Origin of the sequence: Bradyrhizobium elkanii WSM2783, assembly GCF_000472865.1 — a bacterium.
Classification (GTDB): Bacteria; Pseudomonadota; Alphaproteobacteria; order Rhizobiales; family Xanthobacteraceae; genus Bradyrhizobium; species Bradyrhizobium elkanii_A.
In genome coordinates this window covers 33,740-50,116 of sequence record NZ_AXAP01000007.1, presented here as the reverse complement: position 1 = coordinate 50,116, position 16,377 = coordinate 33,740, and the positions used below count along the sequence as shown (strand labels likewise).

Annotated in this window: 14 protein-coding genes; 4 read left to right on the top strand and 10 right to left on the bottom strand. The window is 58.9% G+C overall.

Translation table 11 applies throughout. From position 1 onward, the window contains the following. Positions 1–80 precede the first annotated feature (80 nt). The 7 genes from YY7_RS0108920 to YY7_RS0108890 form a co-directional block, all read right to left on the bottom strand. Positions 81–374 carry a hypothetical protein gene (locus tag YY7_RS0108920; protein WP_155255099.1) on the bottom strand — a complete coding sequence of 98 codons (294 nt, stop codon included), beginning with the start codon at positions 372–374 and terminating at the stop codon, positions 81–83. Positions 375–620: 246 nt separating this feature from the next. Next, positions 621–1,151, bottom strand: a complete 531-nt coding sequence (locus YY7_RS0108915) for a PepSY domain-containing protein (RefSeq protein ID WP_028162937.1) — start codon at positions 1,149–1,151, stop codon at positions 621–623. A 51-nt stretch (positions 1,152–1,202) separates the two neighbouring features. Next, positions 1,203–2,432 (bottom strand): chromate efflux transporter, encoded by a 1,230-nt coding sequence (gene chrA, locus YY7_RS0108910; protein ID WP_196237239.1) that lies wholly within the window; start codon positions 2,430–2,432, stop codon positions 1,203–1,205. A gap of 202 nt (positions 2,433–2,634) precedes the next feature. Next, complete coding sequence (locus YY7_RS0108905; protein WP_028162935.1) at positions 2,635–3,057, bottom strand: hypothetical protein; 423 nt, start codon at positions 3,055–3,057, stop codon at positions 2,635–2,637. Further along, positions 3,027–3,212 (bottom strand): hypothetical protein, encoded by a 186-nt coding sequence (locus tag YY7_RS0108900; RefSeq protein WP_028162934.1) that lies wholly within the window; start codon positions 3,210–3,212, stop codon positions 3,027–3,029. Before YY7_RS0108900 ends, YY7_RS0108905 begins: the two co-directional genes overlap by 31 nt. Before the next feature lie 43 nt (positions 3,213–3,255). Then, positions 3,256–4,197, bottom strand: coding sequence for a DUF1259 domain-containing protein (locus YY7_RS0108895; RefSeq protein WP_028162933.1), 942 nt, complete (start codon positions 4,195–4,197; stop codon positions 3,256–3,258). 65 nt (positions 4,198–4,262) lie between these two features. After that, the gene (locus YY7_RS0108890) at positions 4,263–4,853 is read right to left on the bottom strand and encodes a superoxide dismutase (RefSeq protein WP_028162932.1); all 591 of its coding nucleotides are present in this window, start codon (positions 4,851–4,853) and stop codon (positions 4,263–4,265) included. Between the two features lie 1,025 nt (positions 4,854–5,878). Between YY7_RS0108890 and YY7_RS0108875 the strand changes: the two genes are divergently transcribed. The 3 genes from YY7_RS0108875 (at position 5,879) to YY7_RS0108865 (ending at position 9,640) form a co-directional block, all read left to right on the top strand. After that, positions 5,879–6,559 (top strand): twin-arginine translocation signal domain-containing protein, encoded by a 681-nt coding sequence (locus YY7_RS0108875; protein ID WP_028162931.1) that lies wholly within the window; start codon positions 5,879–5,881, stop codon positions 6,557–6,559. A gap of 141 nt (positions 6,560–6,700) precedes the next feature. After that, positions 6,701–8,512, top strand: a complete 1,812-nt coding sequence (locus tag YY7_RS0108870; protein ID WP_028162930.1) for a GMC family oxidoreductase — start codon at positions 6,701–6,703, stop codon at positions 8,510–8,512. Positions 8,513–8,602: 90 nt separating this feature from the next. Then, positions 8,603–9,640 (top strand): thermonuclease family protein, encoded by a 1,038-nt coding sequence (locus YY7_RS0108865; protein WP_028162929.1) that lies wholly within the window; start codon positions 8,603–8,605, stop codon positions 9,638–9,640. Between the two features lie 112 nt (positions 9,641–9,752). Here the strand turns inward: YY7_RS0108865 and YY7_RS56420 are convergent, their stop codons facing one another. Next, positions 9,753–10,229 carry a hypothetical protein gene (locus YY7_RS56420; RefSeq protein WP_051396606.1) on the bottom strand — a complete coding sequence of 159 codons (477 nt, stop codon included), beginning with the start codon at positions 10,227–10,229 and terminating at the stop codon, positions 9,753–9,755. Positions 10,230–11,026: 797 nt separating this feature from the next. Between YY7_RS56420 and YY7_RS57900 the strand changes: the two genes are divergently transcribed. Then, complete coding sequence (locus YY7_RS57900; RefSeq protein WP_080663633.1) at positions 11,027–11,284, top strand: hypothetical protein; 258 nt, start codon at positions 11,027–11,029, stop codon at positions 11,282–11,284. Between the two features lie 82 nt (positions 11,285–11,366). Here YY7_RS57900 and YY7_RS0108855 read toward each other — a convergent pair whose 3' ends face one another. Next, entirely contained in the window at positions 11,367–12,518 is a 1,152-nt protein-coding gene (locus tag YY7_RS0108855) for an efflux RND transporter periplasmic adaptor subunit (RefSeq protein ID WP_196237238.1), read from the bottom strand. Positions 12,519–12,635: 117 nt separating this feature from the next. Further along, complete coding sequence (locus YY7_RS51100) at positions 12,636–15,851, bottom strand: efflux RND transporter permease subunit (RefSeq protein ID WP_063623364.1); 3,216 nt, start codon at positions 15,849–15,851, stop codon at positions 12,636–12,638. Positions 15,852–16,377 lie beyond the last annotated feature (526 nt).

Here is a 16,377-nt window from a genome sequence, read left to right as displayed (position 1 = left end):
CCCGCGCGTACGAGAGAGCTCTTGCCGCAACCTGTCCCTACGGCGGGCGGCTACCGTATGCTGGAGCAAGCCGGTTCTACTCAATCCTCGTCGTCGTCATCAGCAGCGCGCAGCCGGCCGGTCTGCGCGTCGACTTCAACCTTCGTGGTTTGGCCACTCTTTGAGCCGATCGCTTCGAGATACCTTCCGTCACGAACGATCTGTACGTTCGACCAACCATCGGACTGCAGTTTCTGGCGCACCTGGTCCTCGGTGACCGGTTGATCGCCGGCGATGAAAACCGGGCCCTTGCTGGGTTCGGCGGTCACCATAGCTGCGCCAGCCAATCCCAACAGCAGCAGACCGCCACCGGCCAATATCCACTTTCGATCCATCGCGTTCTCCTCTTCGTGGTTTCGATTGCTCGAGCTTGCCGCCGGCGATCATCAGTCGTGGCGCTGAAGGGCACTTCCCAGAACCTCTTCTGGATCGCTGTAGTCGCCGAACCGATCCTGGCCACATTGATCTTGCCAGCCTCTCAGCGCGCCACCACTGAAGAATTTCTGAAATTGTTGTTAGAGAGCTGCGGCGATCGATGGATCGGTCATGTGCGCCCAGTTATGCCTGGACCCGCAAGTCGGCTAATCCAGCGGTTCGCTAATGCTCGAAAGTTTCTTCCCGTTCAAGAAACCAAGCGACGCAATGGGCTGCCCGTTTTTCAGTTCGGGCACGGCGCTCACCACAATGCTCTGCGCGCCGTATCCTTTTGCCTTGGCCACGGCAGCGGCGAGCGTTACCTTTGCCCTGTCAATCGCAGCTTTTTGTGCCTCGGCGTGCTCAAGGTCCTCGCCTTCGGTGATGGGCTCGACCTTGCTTATCTCGCCGGTCATGTGATCGACGACGACTTCGAAGAACTTTCCGTCTTTTGCGGTGTAGATCGAAAGCTGAAGCTTGCCATCTTCAGCCTCGAATTTTCCGGAGATTGGCTGGCCTTCCCGTTCGCTGGTCACCAGGGCCTGTTGCAAGCTAACCTTGGCAGAAGGTAACAATCTGACCAGAACGCCTTCGCCTTCATCATCACCCGCTGCGTGTCCGAGCCCGACGGACAATCTCGTCAGACCAACGATGACGAGCCCGGCAGCAGAAGTGATTAGGAACTTCGTGCGAGTCATGGGTCCCTCCGTTCACTGACCTCAATGCCCCTCGCCCCGCACCGAAACCTGTCACTTGATCATCACCCACGCCGGCTGTAGCCACGGATAGGCAACGAGGCCGACGATCGCCGTGGCCGCAACGAGCATGGGATTGCTGACCTTCCAGCGGAACAGAACCGCGAGCGAGACGAGCGCGATCGCAATCGTCAGCCAATCACCGATCGCGATCTTTCCAAGCAGAATGCAGGCGCCCAAAATCGTGCCGATCGCTGCTGCGTAGGCACCCTTGACGAATCCCTGCACGTTCGGGTTTTCGCGGTGCCGCGCCAACAACGGGGCTGCGATCAGCACCAGCAAGAATGACGGCAGGAAAATGCCGACAGTCGAGACGAGCGACCCCCAGAAACCGGCGACCAGATAGCCGACGAAGGTCGCCGTGATGACGACCGGCCCCGGACTGATCATTCCGATCGCCACGGCGACCAGGAACTCCCTCTCGTTGAGCCAGCCATATTGCTGAACGAGCCCCTGCTCGAGGAACGGCACGATGACGAGCCCGCTGCCGAAGGTCAGTGACCCGGCTTTGAGGAAGAACAGCAAAAGCTTGCCAAGCGTGGAGCCAGTCACGACCGGGGTGACGGCCGGCGCAGCGGCGGGGATGACGACGATTTGCATCGCGGTCGAGGAACGCTTGAAGATGTTTCCGTAGTAGAGGATCCCGACAATGCCGGCGCCGATAAACAGCAGTGCCACTTCGGCCTGCAGGACGACGGTAACGACCAGGCAAACGACGGCGATGGCCCACTGCAGCCAATCCTCCATGCCGAGCTTCGCGAGGCGATAGCAGGAGTGCAGGATGAGCGCGATCACCGCAGGGCTGACGCCATAGAAGATGGCCGTCACCGGCTGCAAGTCGCCGAGGTACACATAGAGCGCGCCGAGCGCCGCCACGATGATGAAGTTTGGCAGGATGAAGCACCAGCCGCCGATCCAGGCACCCCAGAAGCCGCAGCGAAGCCAGGCGACATAGATGCCGACTTGGATCGCGAGCGGGCCGGGAAGCGACTGGCAGATGGCAATCGACTCCCGCATCTGCTCCTTGGTCAGCCACTTCTTGTCGTTGACCAGCTCCCGTTCCATTTGACCGACGAGTGCAACCGGGCCGCCGAAGCCGAGAAAGCCAAGGCGAAGGAAATACCGTGCCAGTTCACTCTTGCTATTGTGTTTTGCCTGCATTGTCGTCGTCACCTGTGCCCCTTTCTGGTGATCGGCGTGGCCCGCCGGAAACTCCAAACTCACTCGTGCGCTGCATGACGTTGAGCGCCAGTGCGAAGGCGTCGCTGACGAGCTGCGGATCGCCATAGAAGACGAGGGTAGACGAGCAGGGCGCTCGCGCTGACTCGCTGTCGCCAGGAGTCCGTTTGGACGCCCGCTCTTTTCTCTTGATCATCGCTGGCTCCTCATCGCTCCATTCCCTTGCAAGTTCGACCGCTCAAACTGGCTATTCGCGATCCGAAATGGGCTCGAGAACGCCGACAGCCGGTAGGCCCAGTCCCCTCGGGGTCACGACAATCCATGAACCCGACGATGCCACCTCGAAGCACCCGTCATCCGGCTCCGGAAGGTCGAGGCAGAGATCGTCTGAACGAACGAACCATTTGCCTGTTAGCACCTTGCCCATCGAGTAACTTCTGAACGTGCCGTCACGTTGGTAGACTTCGCGCCAGTGCACCTCATCGGTAAGCTGCCTGTCAGAAAACCGCGCGCGTATCTGTGCGCCCGACAACTTCTTCAACTCTTCGGCCGAGGCACTGCCGCTCCAGAGCGTGAGCATGGCCAGCAATCCGACGGCGGCATATCCGACGCGTGTTCCCGCACGAGAATTGCCCATGCTTATGGCTTCGATTTGCACGACTTCAGACACATCTGGTACTCGGTCTTGCAGGCAGGTCCCGCGTAGTTCTTCATGCATGCCTTGTGCTGCTCGGCGCATACCTTGCAGGACGTTTGCGCCTCGGCCGCGCAATCGGCGGCCAGAAAGCCTGCCAGCATGGACAACGCAACGACGACTCGCTTCATCCCGGCCCCCTCTTGACTCTGGTCCGTGTTGCTTGCTCCTCACCTAACTCTTGGTGCTCGCCGTCTTGTCGAGTGCCGCACGCAGCCCTTTGGCCAGCTTGATCGCATCGTCATTGGCCCAGAAGTGCATGAAGAACAGGCGTGGCTGCTCGTTGAGCATGTGGTTGTGGACCGCCGTTACATCGATGTCGTTCGCCTTCAGCGCCTTGATCACAGGATTGACCTCGTCGCCGGTCAGCACGAAGTCGCCGGTGATAGCTGCCTTGCCGCTCCCCGTCGGCTGGAAATTGATGGACTGTGCCACACCCATCGGGCCGACCGGTGCGAGTTGCATCCCAGCTTCGCTGATCGGATCGCGCCGCGGAACGGCGAAGGCGTAGACACCGCCATTGTTCTGTCCCTTGGCGCCGATGATCTGATCGAGCTGGGCGGTATCGAGGTCGATGGCGGGCGGTGCGGCCGCTGCCGAGGGCGCCAGCGGCGTTTTGCTCACTGCCAGCGCGTCGCGGATGGCAGCAGCCATCTTCACGGGATCGCCATGACCGCCGACATGCATGTAGAAAGTCGCAGGGCTCGCCCGGAGCAGGTGATTGTGAACGGCGGTGATCTCAAGCCCGCCGGCGACAAGCTTGGCCATGACCGGATTGATCTCGGTTTCCAGGAGCACGAGGTCGCCCATCACCATGGCTTCGCCGTGCATCGGCATAAACGCGACCCAGCCACCGAGCGCAAGCGTCGGCTTGATGGTCACGCCATCCAAAGTGACTGTCAGATCGCTGCGCGGGAATCCATAGCGATGCACCTCGCCGGAAACTGCCGGCTTCCGACCGAAGATCTCATCGATCTTTTGCCACTCGATTGCCTGGGCATGCGCACTGGGGACGAACGGCTCGGTGAAGATGTTCCAGTCGATGGTCTGCGCATTCGCAACTGACGCGGACGACAGCGCCAGAATTGAAGCCGCCAGAAAATATCTGAGACCCATTGTGAACCTCCTTGGTTGGATAGAAAGGCCTCCGCCTGCCGCGTGTCCGTAAGGAGCGAACAGCGTCATTTTGAGAGACCCTCGTAAGACCGTTCGACGGCAGACCAATTAATGGCCGATATAAACGCGCCGACATAGTCGGCAGCCTTGGCGCCGTAGTCGATGTGATAGGAATGTTCGTACATATCGAGCGCCAGGATCGGCGTGCCCCCGGCAAGCGTATGGCAGTGATCGGATGCCCATTGATTGACGAGCTTCCGGTCACGCGGCGACCACGTCAGCAGTACCCAGCCGGAGCCGCCACCCAGCGCCTTGCCCATTGCAATGAATTCGCCACGCCAGCGTTCATATGAACCGAAATCGCGCGTGAGCGCATCCTTCAAGCTTGTTCCGGGCTCGCTTTCATCACCAAGGCCATCGAAGAACACTTCGTGCAGGATCATCGAATTGCTTGCGATGAGTTGCTCACGCTTCAATCCGTTGAGCAGGAAGCCCGGCGCGGTCCCGTAATCGAGTTCAGCAAGCTTCTCATCGATCAGGTTCAGCCGCTTTACTGCGCCGCCATAGTTGTTCTCGTAATGGCTGATGATCATCCGCTCCGACATGCCGTGCACGCGGCTGGGATCGCAGGAAAGCGGTTTCATGGTGTAGGTCATAGCAGCCTCCCGATACATGGCCGGGCAATCAGCCGGGCGCTGGAAACGCCGGCAGCCAAAGGCGCCATCAGATCAGAAAGCTTGGAGGATGGGATCTGGATAATGGCAGACATGATGCGTCCTTGGTGAATACCGGACGCGATTCTTGGGCATGTCGCCTCGTGGGGAGATCGCTTTCCCCATGGCGCAAGTAAGTCCCGTGAGGACTAGTTTGTCAACGGGGGTCGGGCTCTCTTCCACGTGATGACGGAGCTCGGACCCGGAAACAACCCGGGGAACTTCGCGTTAGCAAGACCCTCAATCCGCCGGGCGCAGCCGTTGCCGCCGCCCGTTCTCCTCAGATTACTTCCTTCCGGTCGGGACAGCTTGCCGGGCGAAGTTTATTCGGCATCCAGACCGGTCGGGTCGCCGACATCGGTGTCAGGGATTCGATCGGGGATGCCGATCCCCTCCAGTGCCAACAGGTCTGGGCACACAGGGAATCTTTAGTTTACGTCTTCGCCCTCGACCCGCAACCTTCCGGTCTGCGCGACCTTGATTGTCTGTCTGAGCCGACCGCTCAAGGTATCTTCCGTCACGAACGATCTGCACGTCGAATGGCCATCTGATTGAAGCTTTTCGCGCACCTGATCCTCAATCACCGGTCGATCGCTTGCAATCAGAACTGGTCCCTTACTTGTACTTGGCCCAACCGTAACCACGGCGACGCCAAGTGAAGCCTAAAGTAGCAGCGGACTGTTGTTGCTCGCACACTGACAGTGATCCACAATCCGACGACGTCTTGGCCGACAGCCCTCAAAAGAAAGGCAGGATTGTGTGAATTAGATCATAGAGAATTCGCGCAGGAGATACTCTTCTTCTCGTATACAACAAGTAAGGCATGTCCGAATCAGAAAGCAAGCCGCTACGTTCAATGAGTAGTTGAATATTTTGCGACTTCGCCTGTTCTTTCGGATGCAAGGTTAGCCTGACTTTTTCCGACCGCACCGCGGTGACGAACGACCGACGTTTTGACGGAGACGGCAATGAGAACAGCCAACTCCAAATATTCGGAATTCTCCAGCAAGATCGATCTTGGCAGACGACACTTTCTCGAAAAGGTCGCCATGGCCAGCGCAACTGCGGCCGTCCTTTGGCCGGGATCAGCGAAAGCCGTCATGGAACTGTGGGAGGAAGGCGATCCGCTCTGCAGCGTTCACTACGACGCACTACCGAAGCCGGATGGCTACGATCTGGATCTTGCGTATCTCGAAAGTTTCATCGGCGTGTCGAAGTCGCTGACTGGACTTGCCGAGCTCGACCGGCACATCGCAAACCAGTACATGGAGCGCTTTGCTACCCATCCCCAGCTCTCAAAGAACCTGGACCTGCTGATACGGGCCTATCGAGCAATACCTGGGGGCAACCCGGGTGAGAATGAGGTCAAGCAGTCGATCTGGATGTCGTCGGATGCCGCCGTGCGAGCCGGCGCGAAGCAGCTCATCTATCTCTGGTACATTTCGGCCTTTTACATTCCGCTCGATATTACACCGGGCCCGAAGCCGCCGCTGCAGGATGATCCTGCGGACACTCGGAAGAAGATCTGGGTCTATGGCACGCCCGAGCAGTACAGCCGCGGCATGATTTGGCAGGTGATCCATGCGCACGCGCCGATGACGCCGGGCGGGCCTCGCCGCTATTGGGCCAGCAAACCGCCGATCGTCTGACTGCCCTTCGACTGGCGATCACGCATTTTAACTAGAAAGGTACTGACGCGACACAGACGCCAAGAGCAAGAGGGTCCGGTTCTCGTCCCTGAACCGAAATACTCCGGATCACCGATCAATGGCTGCTCGGGAGACATGATCATGCGACCGATTCTCGAACAAGCGGAATTCGACCTCGTTGTCATCGGTTCCGGCGTGGCTGGCGCAATGGTTGCGCATCAGGTTGCGAAGGACGGCTTCCGAGTCCTGATCCTGGAGGCCGGCGGTGTACCTCCCGACTCGCTCGGCCGCTGGGCCATGGTGCACAACTACACCAATTCTCCTTCCAAGGCGCCGGACTCGCCTTTCTGCGGTGATGATGTGCTGCCGGTCGATCCGAAGGTCGACCCGAAGACCGATCCCGGCAAATACCGTTTCCTGCAGCCGAGCCCGATCGAAGACGGCGGCAAGAACTATTACGACTACACCGCCGAAGCGATCGGCAAGAAGCGTTTCTTCAAGAGCTATTACGAGCGCATCGTCGGCGGCTCAACCTGGCATTGGCAGGGCATCTACATCCGGATGCTTCCCAACGACTTCAGGATGAAGACGCTCTACAAGGTAGGATTTGATTGGCCGATCACCTATCGCGAGCTCGAACCCTGGTACGTCAAAGCCGAATACGAGATGGGCGTTGCCGGCAGCGATGAGGAAAATGAAGACTATTACGAACGGAAGTGGGGAGCTTATCGCAGCGAACCGTTCCCGATGCCGGCCCTCGCGCCTAGCTTCCTCGACAATGAACTCGCGCGCGTCATCAATGACAAGAAAGTTCCGGATCATGGTTTGCGGCTGAAGGTCAATACGGTCCCGCATGCGATCAACTCTCGACCCTATGCGGGCCGCCCCGAATGCGACGGCCACACGTCGTGTGTGCCCCTATGTCCGATCAAGGCGCGATACGAAGCCGTCATTCATGTCGAGAAGGCATTGTCCGCGGGCGCCGTTCTGCGAACACAGGCGGTCGTCACCAAGCTCGATGTTGACTCCGAGCAGAGGTGGGTATCGCGCGTTTGGTACAAGCGGCCCGACGGAACCGAAGACCGCGCGTCAGGGCGCATCGTGGTGCTCGCCGCCAACGGCATCGAAAATCCCCGGATACTGCTGTCGTCCGGGGCTGCCAATTCCAGTGACAAGGTCGGTCGCTATCTGATGGATCACCCCATCAAGCAATCTTTCGCACTGGCGCCCCAGCCACTCTTTCCCTTCCGCGGACCGCAGACCACCTCCGATATTGCGGCATTCCGCGACGGCGATTTTCGCGCGCGCTACGCCGGCTTCAAGACCTCGATCAAGAATGACGGCTGGGCGAGCACCAAAACGGGCTCCCCCCGCGGAAACTTCATTCCCCCGAAGGACCCGAGCGGCAATCAGAACCTGAACGGGACAATTCTGGATTTCGTCGAGAACTTTGCCCTGTTCGGAACCGATCTGCGGAAGAAAATCAACGATCACATGACCCGTCAGATCACGCTGAACAGTGCCTGCGAGCAGCTGCCGCGCGAGACCAACCGCGTGACGCTTTCCACCAATACAGATGGGCTCGGCATCGCCAAACCAATGATCAGCTACAATCTTGATGATGACGAGTACGTTCGCAACTCGTTCAAGACGGTCGTAGACGTTCACAAGTTCATCTTTGATCAACTCGGCGCGACCGATCGTGTCATGCAGGCCGACCCACCGGACACCACCATCTATGGTGGCTCCGGCCACATCATGGGTACGACCCTGATGGGCAGCGATCCCAAGACGTCGATCGTTGACAAATATTGTCGGGCGCATGACCACCCGAACCTGTTTGTGCTGGGCAGCAGCGTATTTCCTACCAGCTCAACGGCGAACCCCACGTCGACTGTCGCGGCGCTGGCGTTGAGGGCCTCAGAAACGATCAAGGAACAGTTGAAGAGCTGAGCGCCGAGGGAAAGCCTTGGTTTGCCGTAGGGTGCTTCGGAGAAACAGAATTCTTGAATTTCGCTTACTTATTGGCAGGGGGAATTATTAATGCCGGCAGGATTGCTCGAAGTGTACGGCACAATTGAGCTCAAACAGTTCTGGCCAAGCGGTCAATCGGACGCTGACACTACAAAAGTCATTTTAAGCGTCGGGCCCGACGCGATCAAATTCCGCAAGGACAGCTCTTCGCCATTTCACCCGACGCATGTGTTCAACAATGCGAAGGTCAAGGGCAAGTTTAGTACTCCGCCCATCAAAAACGGAAAAGTCACAATCCGACTGCAGGGAATCGATGCCACCGAGCTCCATTATCAGCCATCTGCGCTCTCGGCGAAGGAGAAGAACGGCTTGAGCGCGACGAAGCTGGCGGCATACAAAGGTCTCATCCACTTCTATCGTCAGCTACTGGGGGCCACATCGGCGAAGGCGCTGCACGACTTTCTCACGTCGACGGGAAAGACGGTCCTCGACTGTCGGGTTGTGACCCAAGTGGATACCCCAAACGAGGTGTTCGACACTTACGGACGGCTGGTTGGCGACATCGAAGTGACGGTGAACGGCCAGGCGGTAAATCTGAATCACTGGCTGGTCGAGCATGGCTGGGCATATCCTACGTTCTACTCAAGCATGACCAATGATGAAATCAATGCGCTTCTCGCCCTTGCAAAAACCGCACGGTCAAAGAAGACGCTTGTGTGGAAGTTTCTGTCCAATACGATTGGTCCCTTCGATTTCAATCTGCGCGAACCAAAGGTCGGCGACCTCAGCGTGCTGGCCACGGACGAGGGACCTGCCATCTTTCCCAAGCTTTATCGGCGCTATACCAACTGGTCGGCGCGCAAGAAGGCGCAAGTCGCAGGTCAGAACTTCCAAGGATTTCTAGCGGCCGGATCTGGCGGAAGGCCCGACATCTGCTTCTTACTCGCTGATTTCCTAGCCACTGGCGTTCATTCGGCGATTCCCCACAACTTTGCCGACTTTGTGGTAGGCGGGAAGACAATCAAGTTCGCCCCAGATAGCCTGGTTTTCAAGGAGGCGCCTTCCACGTTGCTCGGGCCGGACAACAAGCCCATCACCCATTTCTGAGTCTAGTACGCGCGATCATCGCACGGTCGCGATCCTCCGCTGGTTGACCATTCTGCCGGAAGCGGACCTGCGAAGCGTATGGCAAAGCATGTTCGCAAACACACACCACGATCTATTCCTTCGTAAGCTCAACAATGGTCCTCTCTCCATTGATGGTCTCGACAGTGAGTTCGACCTGGTCGCCATAACGAACAGAATCGAAGAGCAGACCGTCCTGTACCTTGAGGTCCGCAGTCGCGCGCGGGGTCAGGCGCACGGTGATCCGGTCGTGGCGTTGGTCTACCTCCGCGACGACTCCTCGCAACGTCTCTTGTGGCCTTGCCCGCGTCGCCAGCGCGGGGGCGAGATCGTCGATATGAGTGGTGAGGACCGGCTGGGTCGCGTCACGAATCGCGGTAGTCGCCGGGACATCAAGAGGGCGCGACGCGACATGCGCCGGAGGAAGTATCGCGGCTGAGATCGCGAGAGCCCGGAGCGCGACGCCGCTGGTGCCGAGCAGGCGCCCTATCCAGATGCGTGCCGAGTTTGCGCGAGAATCGGGATCGCGAGTGAAAAGTCGAATCCGAGAAGAGAAGTTGATGGCAGACATGCGGCGTCCTTGGTGAAGTTCGGACGCGATTCTTGGGCATGTCGCCTCGTGGGGGGATCGCACACCCCCATGAATGGAATAAACCGATTGCCGTCGCTGCTGTCAATCGGCTGTCAGATAACCAGCAAGACTCCCGAAATCAGCAACAAAGCGAGGGACGATCTTTCGGAACATCGCTTCGTCAATGTAGTCAAACAATCTCAGCCCAAGCCGTGTTCCGAGTAGCAAGCACGGCAAACCCATCACGAAGAGTTTAACGGTCTCACTCGTCACCGTTCCCTTCCTCCAAACCAGAGCGCTGACATGAGGAAGGTCCGGACGGCAACGGGCCGGAATATTGTGCGGTCACCACTTTACGGGGAGGCTGCGACGTGGCTTTTTGCCGATGGAGCGAGCGCATGGAAAACCTGCCGGCGACGCGAAAGCTTCGTGCGATCCTGCCGTCACGCGAACCTTTTTCGCACGCCCGCGAGTGGGCGAATTCGCACGACCGAGATACTGACCCTGCAAATCCAAACTTGCCGGAAACCGCGGCGAGGCAAGGATGCCTCTGCAGAGTCTTGGCGTCATCAAGATACAGAGTGCAGCTGACAGCACCCTCGACCACGCCGCATTCGACCCCAAGACCCGGCGCTTCATCGCGCATATCGCGCAACACCGTCGAAGTGATCGATCACGCTGCGGGCAAACACGAAGCGCCCCTGCGGGGATTCCAGTAGAGAAATAAATCCGTCATCGCTGGAACCTTTGTCGGCTGCCTCTATTTGCTCGCTGTCCAATGCTAGGAGGTAGATACCATGACGAAAATTCTTTTAGCGACGGTCGCCATTCTCGCATTTGGGGCACCTTCATTTGCGCAGCAGGACAAAACTACCGGACAAGCGCCCCCATCAGGCACTTCCGCGTTCTACGTAGCTCAAGATCCCGCGACGATGAAATGTAAAGTTGTCACTGCCCAGCCTGCCCCTGGTGAAATGAAGGTTATCGGCACGGCTCATCCGACACAGGCGGAAGCGCAAACAGCTTTGGCGGCTGAGAGAACTTGCGCCAAGTAATGAAGTGAAGGCGCGAGTATGGAGGATGAGGCATTGGTTCGACAAAACTACTGACCCGACGCCGCAGGCCTCGGCGTCGATGTTAGGTGTTCTCGCGAACCATCGCCGACCGAACCACCGTTCCAAGCGACGGAATGCCCTTGGTGGTCGCCGAGACCGCTGTCGCCTCCGACAGGCCCGCCGTAATCTCAATGCGACCGTTATCGATGAGACCGGTCCTGACGGCGAGGCGCGTGACCCGATCGGCAGCGATGGCGTAGACGAAATTGCCGCCATCATCCGAACCTACGGCAGCGGTGGGTACGGTAAGCGCATCGGGCCGTCGGTTCATTTCCAGTGAGACCTCCGCATACGTGCCGGGATAAAGCCGTTCGTCGGGATTGGGCAAATCGATTTCGGTCCGCATGTCGCGGGTCTCGGGATCGAGGCGCAGTGAGAAGCGGGTTACCTTGCCGATGAATGGCTTACCGTCGAATCCAGACGGCTTGATAACGGCCGGATCGCCGACGTGAAGGTGAGGCACGTCGTTCTCCGGAACGTCGCAGAACACCCTGATCGTGTCGATCCGCTGCAGTGTGAAAAGCGATCCGGCGGACGGCGTCGTCCGCGTGGCCGCGGCGGCCTGGACTAAATCGCCCCGGTTCACCTGGCGCCGCGCGACCACGCCATCGAAAGGCGCCACGATCTGCGTATAGGCGAGCAGCGTCTTGATTCTCTCCACGGTGGCGGCGGCCACATCGACCTGGTGGGCTGCGAGATCGCTGTTCGCTTCCGCGACACCGAGATCCGCCTTGGCGATGGCCGCGTTGGCGTGCACCTGATCGAGTGTCCGGTCGCTGATGAAGTTCCGTCCCTGACCCAGCTGCTCCCGGTCCTTCGCCAGGGCGTCCTGAAGCGCCAGCTCTGCCTTGTTGTGATCCAGCTGACGGCGCGCGCTCTCCAGCGCACTTCGTTTGGATTCCAGCTCGGCCTTGGCTTCGGCAAGCTCCTGCTTCATTTCCGGAACGTCGATGACCGCGAGCACTTGACCTGCCTTCACGTGATCGCCGATGTCGACCCGAACCTCTGACAGGTACCCTGCGACTTTGGCGAAGAGATCCGCTTCCTCAAAAGCTTCGAGGGTCGCATTGGTTTGAAGACGTTGAGCCACCGTGACTCGGCGTGGCCGCACAACCTCGACCCGCGGAGGGTCATCGATCTTTGTTTGCTTCACTGGTGATGGCGATGCCGCCAAGTGTTGCCGTTCAACAGCGATGGTTCCTGCTGCGAGGCCGACTAACAAGACCTTGATGACGGTTCGGCTTTTGAAATTCATAGTACGTCACCTCTAGGATCCATTCTGGTCGTTCGCTTATTCCGCCGCCAGCTCGCGGGACTTCGCTGTTCGGTCGCCAGCATACCGCACAGCCCCGAGCTGCGACTCCGGCTCAAAATGGCGGCAATGCGGGTCGTCAGGATCCAGCGACGCGGAAATCGGCGTATGTCGCGACTGGAGTATGGCTATGATCGCGGGCAATATGATGAGGGTAACGCAGGTTGCGCCGAGCAGACCGCCGATCACCGCCCGCCCAAGGGGTGCGCTTTGCTCTCCGGTTTCGCCTAGTCCGAGTGCCATCGGCAACATTCCCGCCAGCATCGCGAAACTCGTCATCAAGATCGGACGCAGGCGGCTTCGTGCGCCTTCGATCGCTGCCTCCCACGGCTCGCGGCCTTCAGCGCGGCTGCGCTCTGCGAAGGTTACAAGCAGGATGGCGTTTGCCACGGCGACACCGATCGCCATGATCGTGCCCATGAACGATTGAATGTTGAGCGTGGTCTGGGTCAACCAAAGCATGACTACAACTCCCGCCACTACGCCGGGAATCGTCAATCCCACTGCCAGGGAAAGCCGGAACGACTGGAAGTTGGCGGCCAGCACCAGAAGGATGACGCCCACCGCTGTCAAAAGTCCCAGACGGAGGCCGCCGAACATCTCCGCCATCGGCTGGATCGCCCCGCGCAACGTCACACTCACCCCATTTGGCGGCTTTCCTACATCGCTGATCGCCTGCTGCACATGGCTTGCTACACGTCCTAGATCCTCACCATAGATGTTCGCGCTAAGCGTCAGCATCCGTTGCATGTTGTAGCGGTCATATTCGCCGAGCGCTGTGCTATCCGTAACGTGAGCAAGATTGCGAAGGTCGATCTGTTGGCCCGACCGGCGAGCGATTGGCAGGTTCTTCACCTCTTCCAGCGAATTCATCCGGCGCTCGGGGATCTCGACTTGCACCTGATATCCAATACCGCTCTTTGGATCGGCCCAATAATTGGCCGAGGTGTAGCGACTGGATGAGGTACCCGCGACGATCGATTTCGCCACGTCGTCCGTCGTTACTCCCAGAACGCCCGCTCGCTCGCGGTCGACGGCGACAGCAACCGTCGGGTAATCAAGTTCCTGCTCGAATTCCAGATCTCGCAGCGTCGGCACCTGTCCCAGCCTCGCTCGCAGCTTATCGGCATATTGGCGGCTGTTGGCGAAGCTCGGCCCGCTCACAGCGACTTCGATCGGGGTTGGCGCGCCGAAGCTCATCACCCGGCTGACGATGTCGCTTGGCTCGAACGAGAAGCGTACACCGGCCAGTTCCTGCGGCAACTTCTTGCGCAGCCGCTCCTTCAAATCCTCCATGCGGATTCCGGCGCCACGCTTTAGTTGCACCTGCAGCACGGCTTCCTCGGACCCGGAACTCCAGAGATAGATGGTATTGATCGGGTAGTTGGGCGGCTGCGTTCCGACAAAGCCAAGACTAATGTCCACATTGTCAGGCCCCACCTCGCGCTTGATGATATCGAGTGTTCGCAGCGCAATCTGCTCAGTACGCTCGATCCGAGTTCCCGCCGGAGCCCTAAGATGCAATTGCATCTGGCCGGTATCCACGGTCGGAAATATCTCTGTGCCGAGCGAGCTGCCGACCACGAGAATGATGGCACCGGTCGCAACCAGGTAAGAAAGCACGGTAATGCGTCGGTGCTTCATGATCGTGCGCGTAAGCCGATCGTATCTGGCGCGGCATCGATCAAAAACGCTCTCTTGTGATTTGTGTTGCGTGTCCGGATTGCGCAGCATCCAGACCGATAGTACCGGCACAAACGTGCTCGAAAGCAGATACGACCCCACCATCGCGAAGCCCACCGCCAAGGCGAGCGGCACAAAAAGATTGTGTGCTGCGCCGGTCATGAAGAAGGCTGGAATGAACACCGCCAGAATGCAGAGCATGGCCACGAAGCGAGGCAGCGTGGTTTCGGCCGTGGCCAGGCTTGCGGCGCGGGCTAGGCTATGGCCATCACCGAGACGCGTGTGAATGTTCTCGATGGTGACGGTCGCTTCGTCGACCAGGATGCCGACAGCCAATGCCAACCCACCCAGCGTCATGATGTTGATCGTCTGACGCGATACCCAAAGCGCGATTACCGACGCCAGGATTGCCAGCGGAATATTCAGGACGACGACGAGCGAACTGCGCCAGTCCCGCAGGAAAAGCAGCACCATGAGACCCGTTAGGATCGCACCGAGCGCTCCTTCAACGAATAGGCCCTGGATCGCGCGAGCCACGTATGGGGATTGATCGAACTGGTAACTTACCTGAACGTCGTCTGGCAGTACGGATTGGAAGCGGGGCAAGTTGGCCTTGACGGCCTGGACGACCGCAAGGGTCGAAGCGTCCGCGCGTTTGGTGACGGGGATATAGACGGTGCGGCGCCCATTGACGAGTGCGTAGCCGGTCTGAATGTCGGCGCCGTCTTCGACCGTTCCGACATCACGTATGAACACGGTCTGTGTTCCGTGCGAGCGGATGGGAATGTTACTCAGCCCCTTGAAATCTCCGACAACAGAGTTGAGGGGCACCATCGGCATGAGATCGCCGATGCGGACATTGCCAGATGGACTGATCGTGTTGCCGGCGGCCAATGCCTGCACCACCTCGTCCGGCGACATGTTATAGGATCGCAGCTTGTCGGGATCCAAATGAACCAGGATGGTCCGTTGGCTCGACCCGAACGGCGGCGGCGCCGACACGCCTGGCAAGGTCGCGAACAATGGGCGCACCTTGAAGAGCGCCGCATCCTGAAGTTCGGCGACGGTTTTCGTCTTGCTAGTGAAGACGAGATCGCCGACCGGAACGCTACCACTGTCGAACCGCATCACAAATGGCGGCACTGTCCCCGCAGGCATGAACGCGCGAGCGCGATCGACGTAGGCGACCGTCTCCGCCGTAGCTTGCGCCATGTCGGTCCCAGGATGGAATTGAAGCTTGATCAGCCCTACGCCCTGGATCGATTTGCTTTCGACATGTTCGATGCCTGTAATGTAGAGGAAGTGGTACTCATAATAGTTGACGATGAATCCTTCCATCTGGGCGGGGTCCATTCCCCCGTAGGGTTGGGCGACGTACAGAACGGGCACCCCGAGATCCGGGAAGATGTCGCGCGGCATGCGATCGAGCGCCAGAAAGCCCACCCATGCGACGGCTATAACCATCACCAGAAGCGAGATCGGCCGTCGCAGCGCCAAGGACACCAAGTTCATCGTGCCGCCTCAGCCGGTTCTGCCGCGTCCGAGCGACCCAACGCGGCTCGACGGCAGCAACAAACGCTACTGGGACATTTTGGAGAAATGCAGCTCATGTTTCGGTCCAAACGCCCAGCGCACGAGGTCACACGACCTCGAGCAGTGAGCAGAACTTGGACGGAGAACCGTCTTGGATGCCGGGGGTCTGCAGGCCCCGACGTGAGATCAAACATTGCAATCCAACGTGATCTTCTCAACTAAATTTACTTTTACGTTTCTGGAAATCCAATTGACGAGAAATTGTAGCCGTACGTTACCTTGGAATGCTGCGTCTGGAGCCTATGTCGGCAATTGTGAAGCCTCGTGTTAGGATATTGATTGGCAGGGTCGCGCCTTCGGCACTAAGTTCGGGTGGCATCATTCCGCGCTGACTGATAGCGAAAAAATCGCTCGTGCTGCTGCGGAAGGTCGCCGCCGTCCAGACCTTTGGCTGAAGCGTTGGCGGCATGTGAGGTCCCGCACAACGACGACTCAGCACCACCTG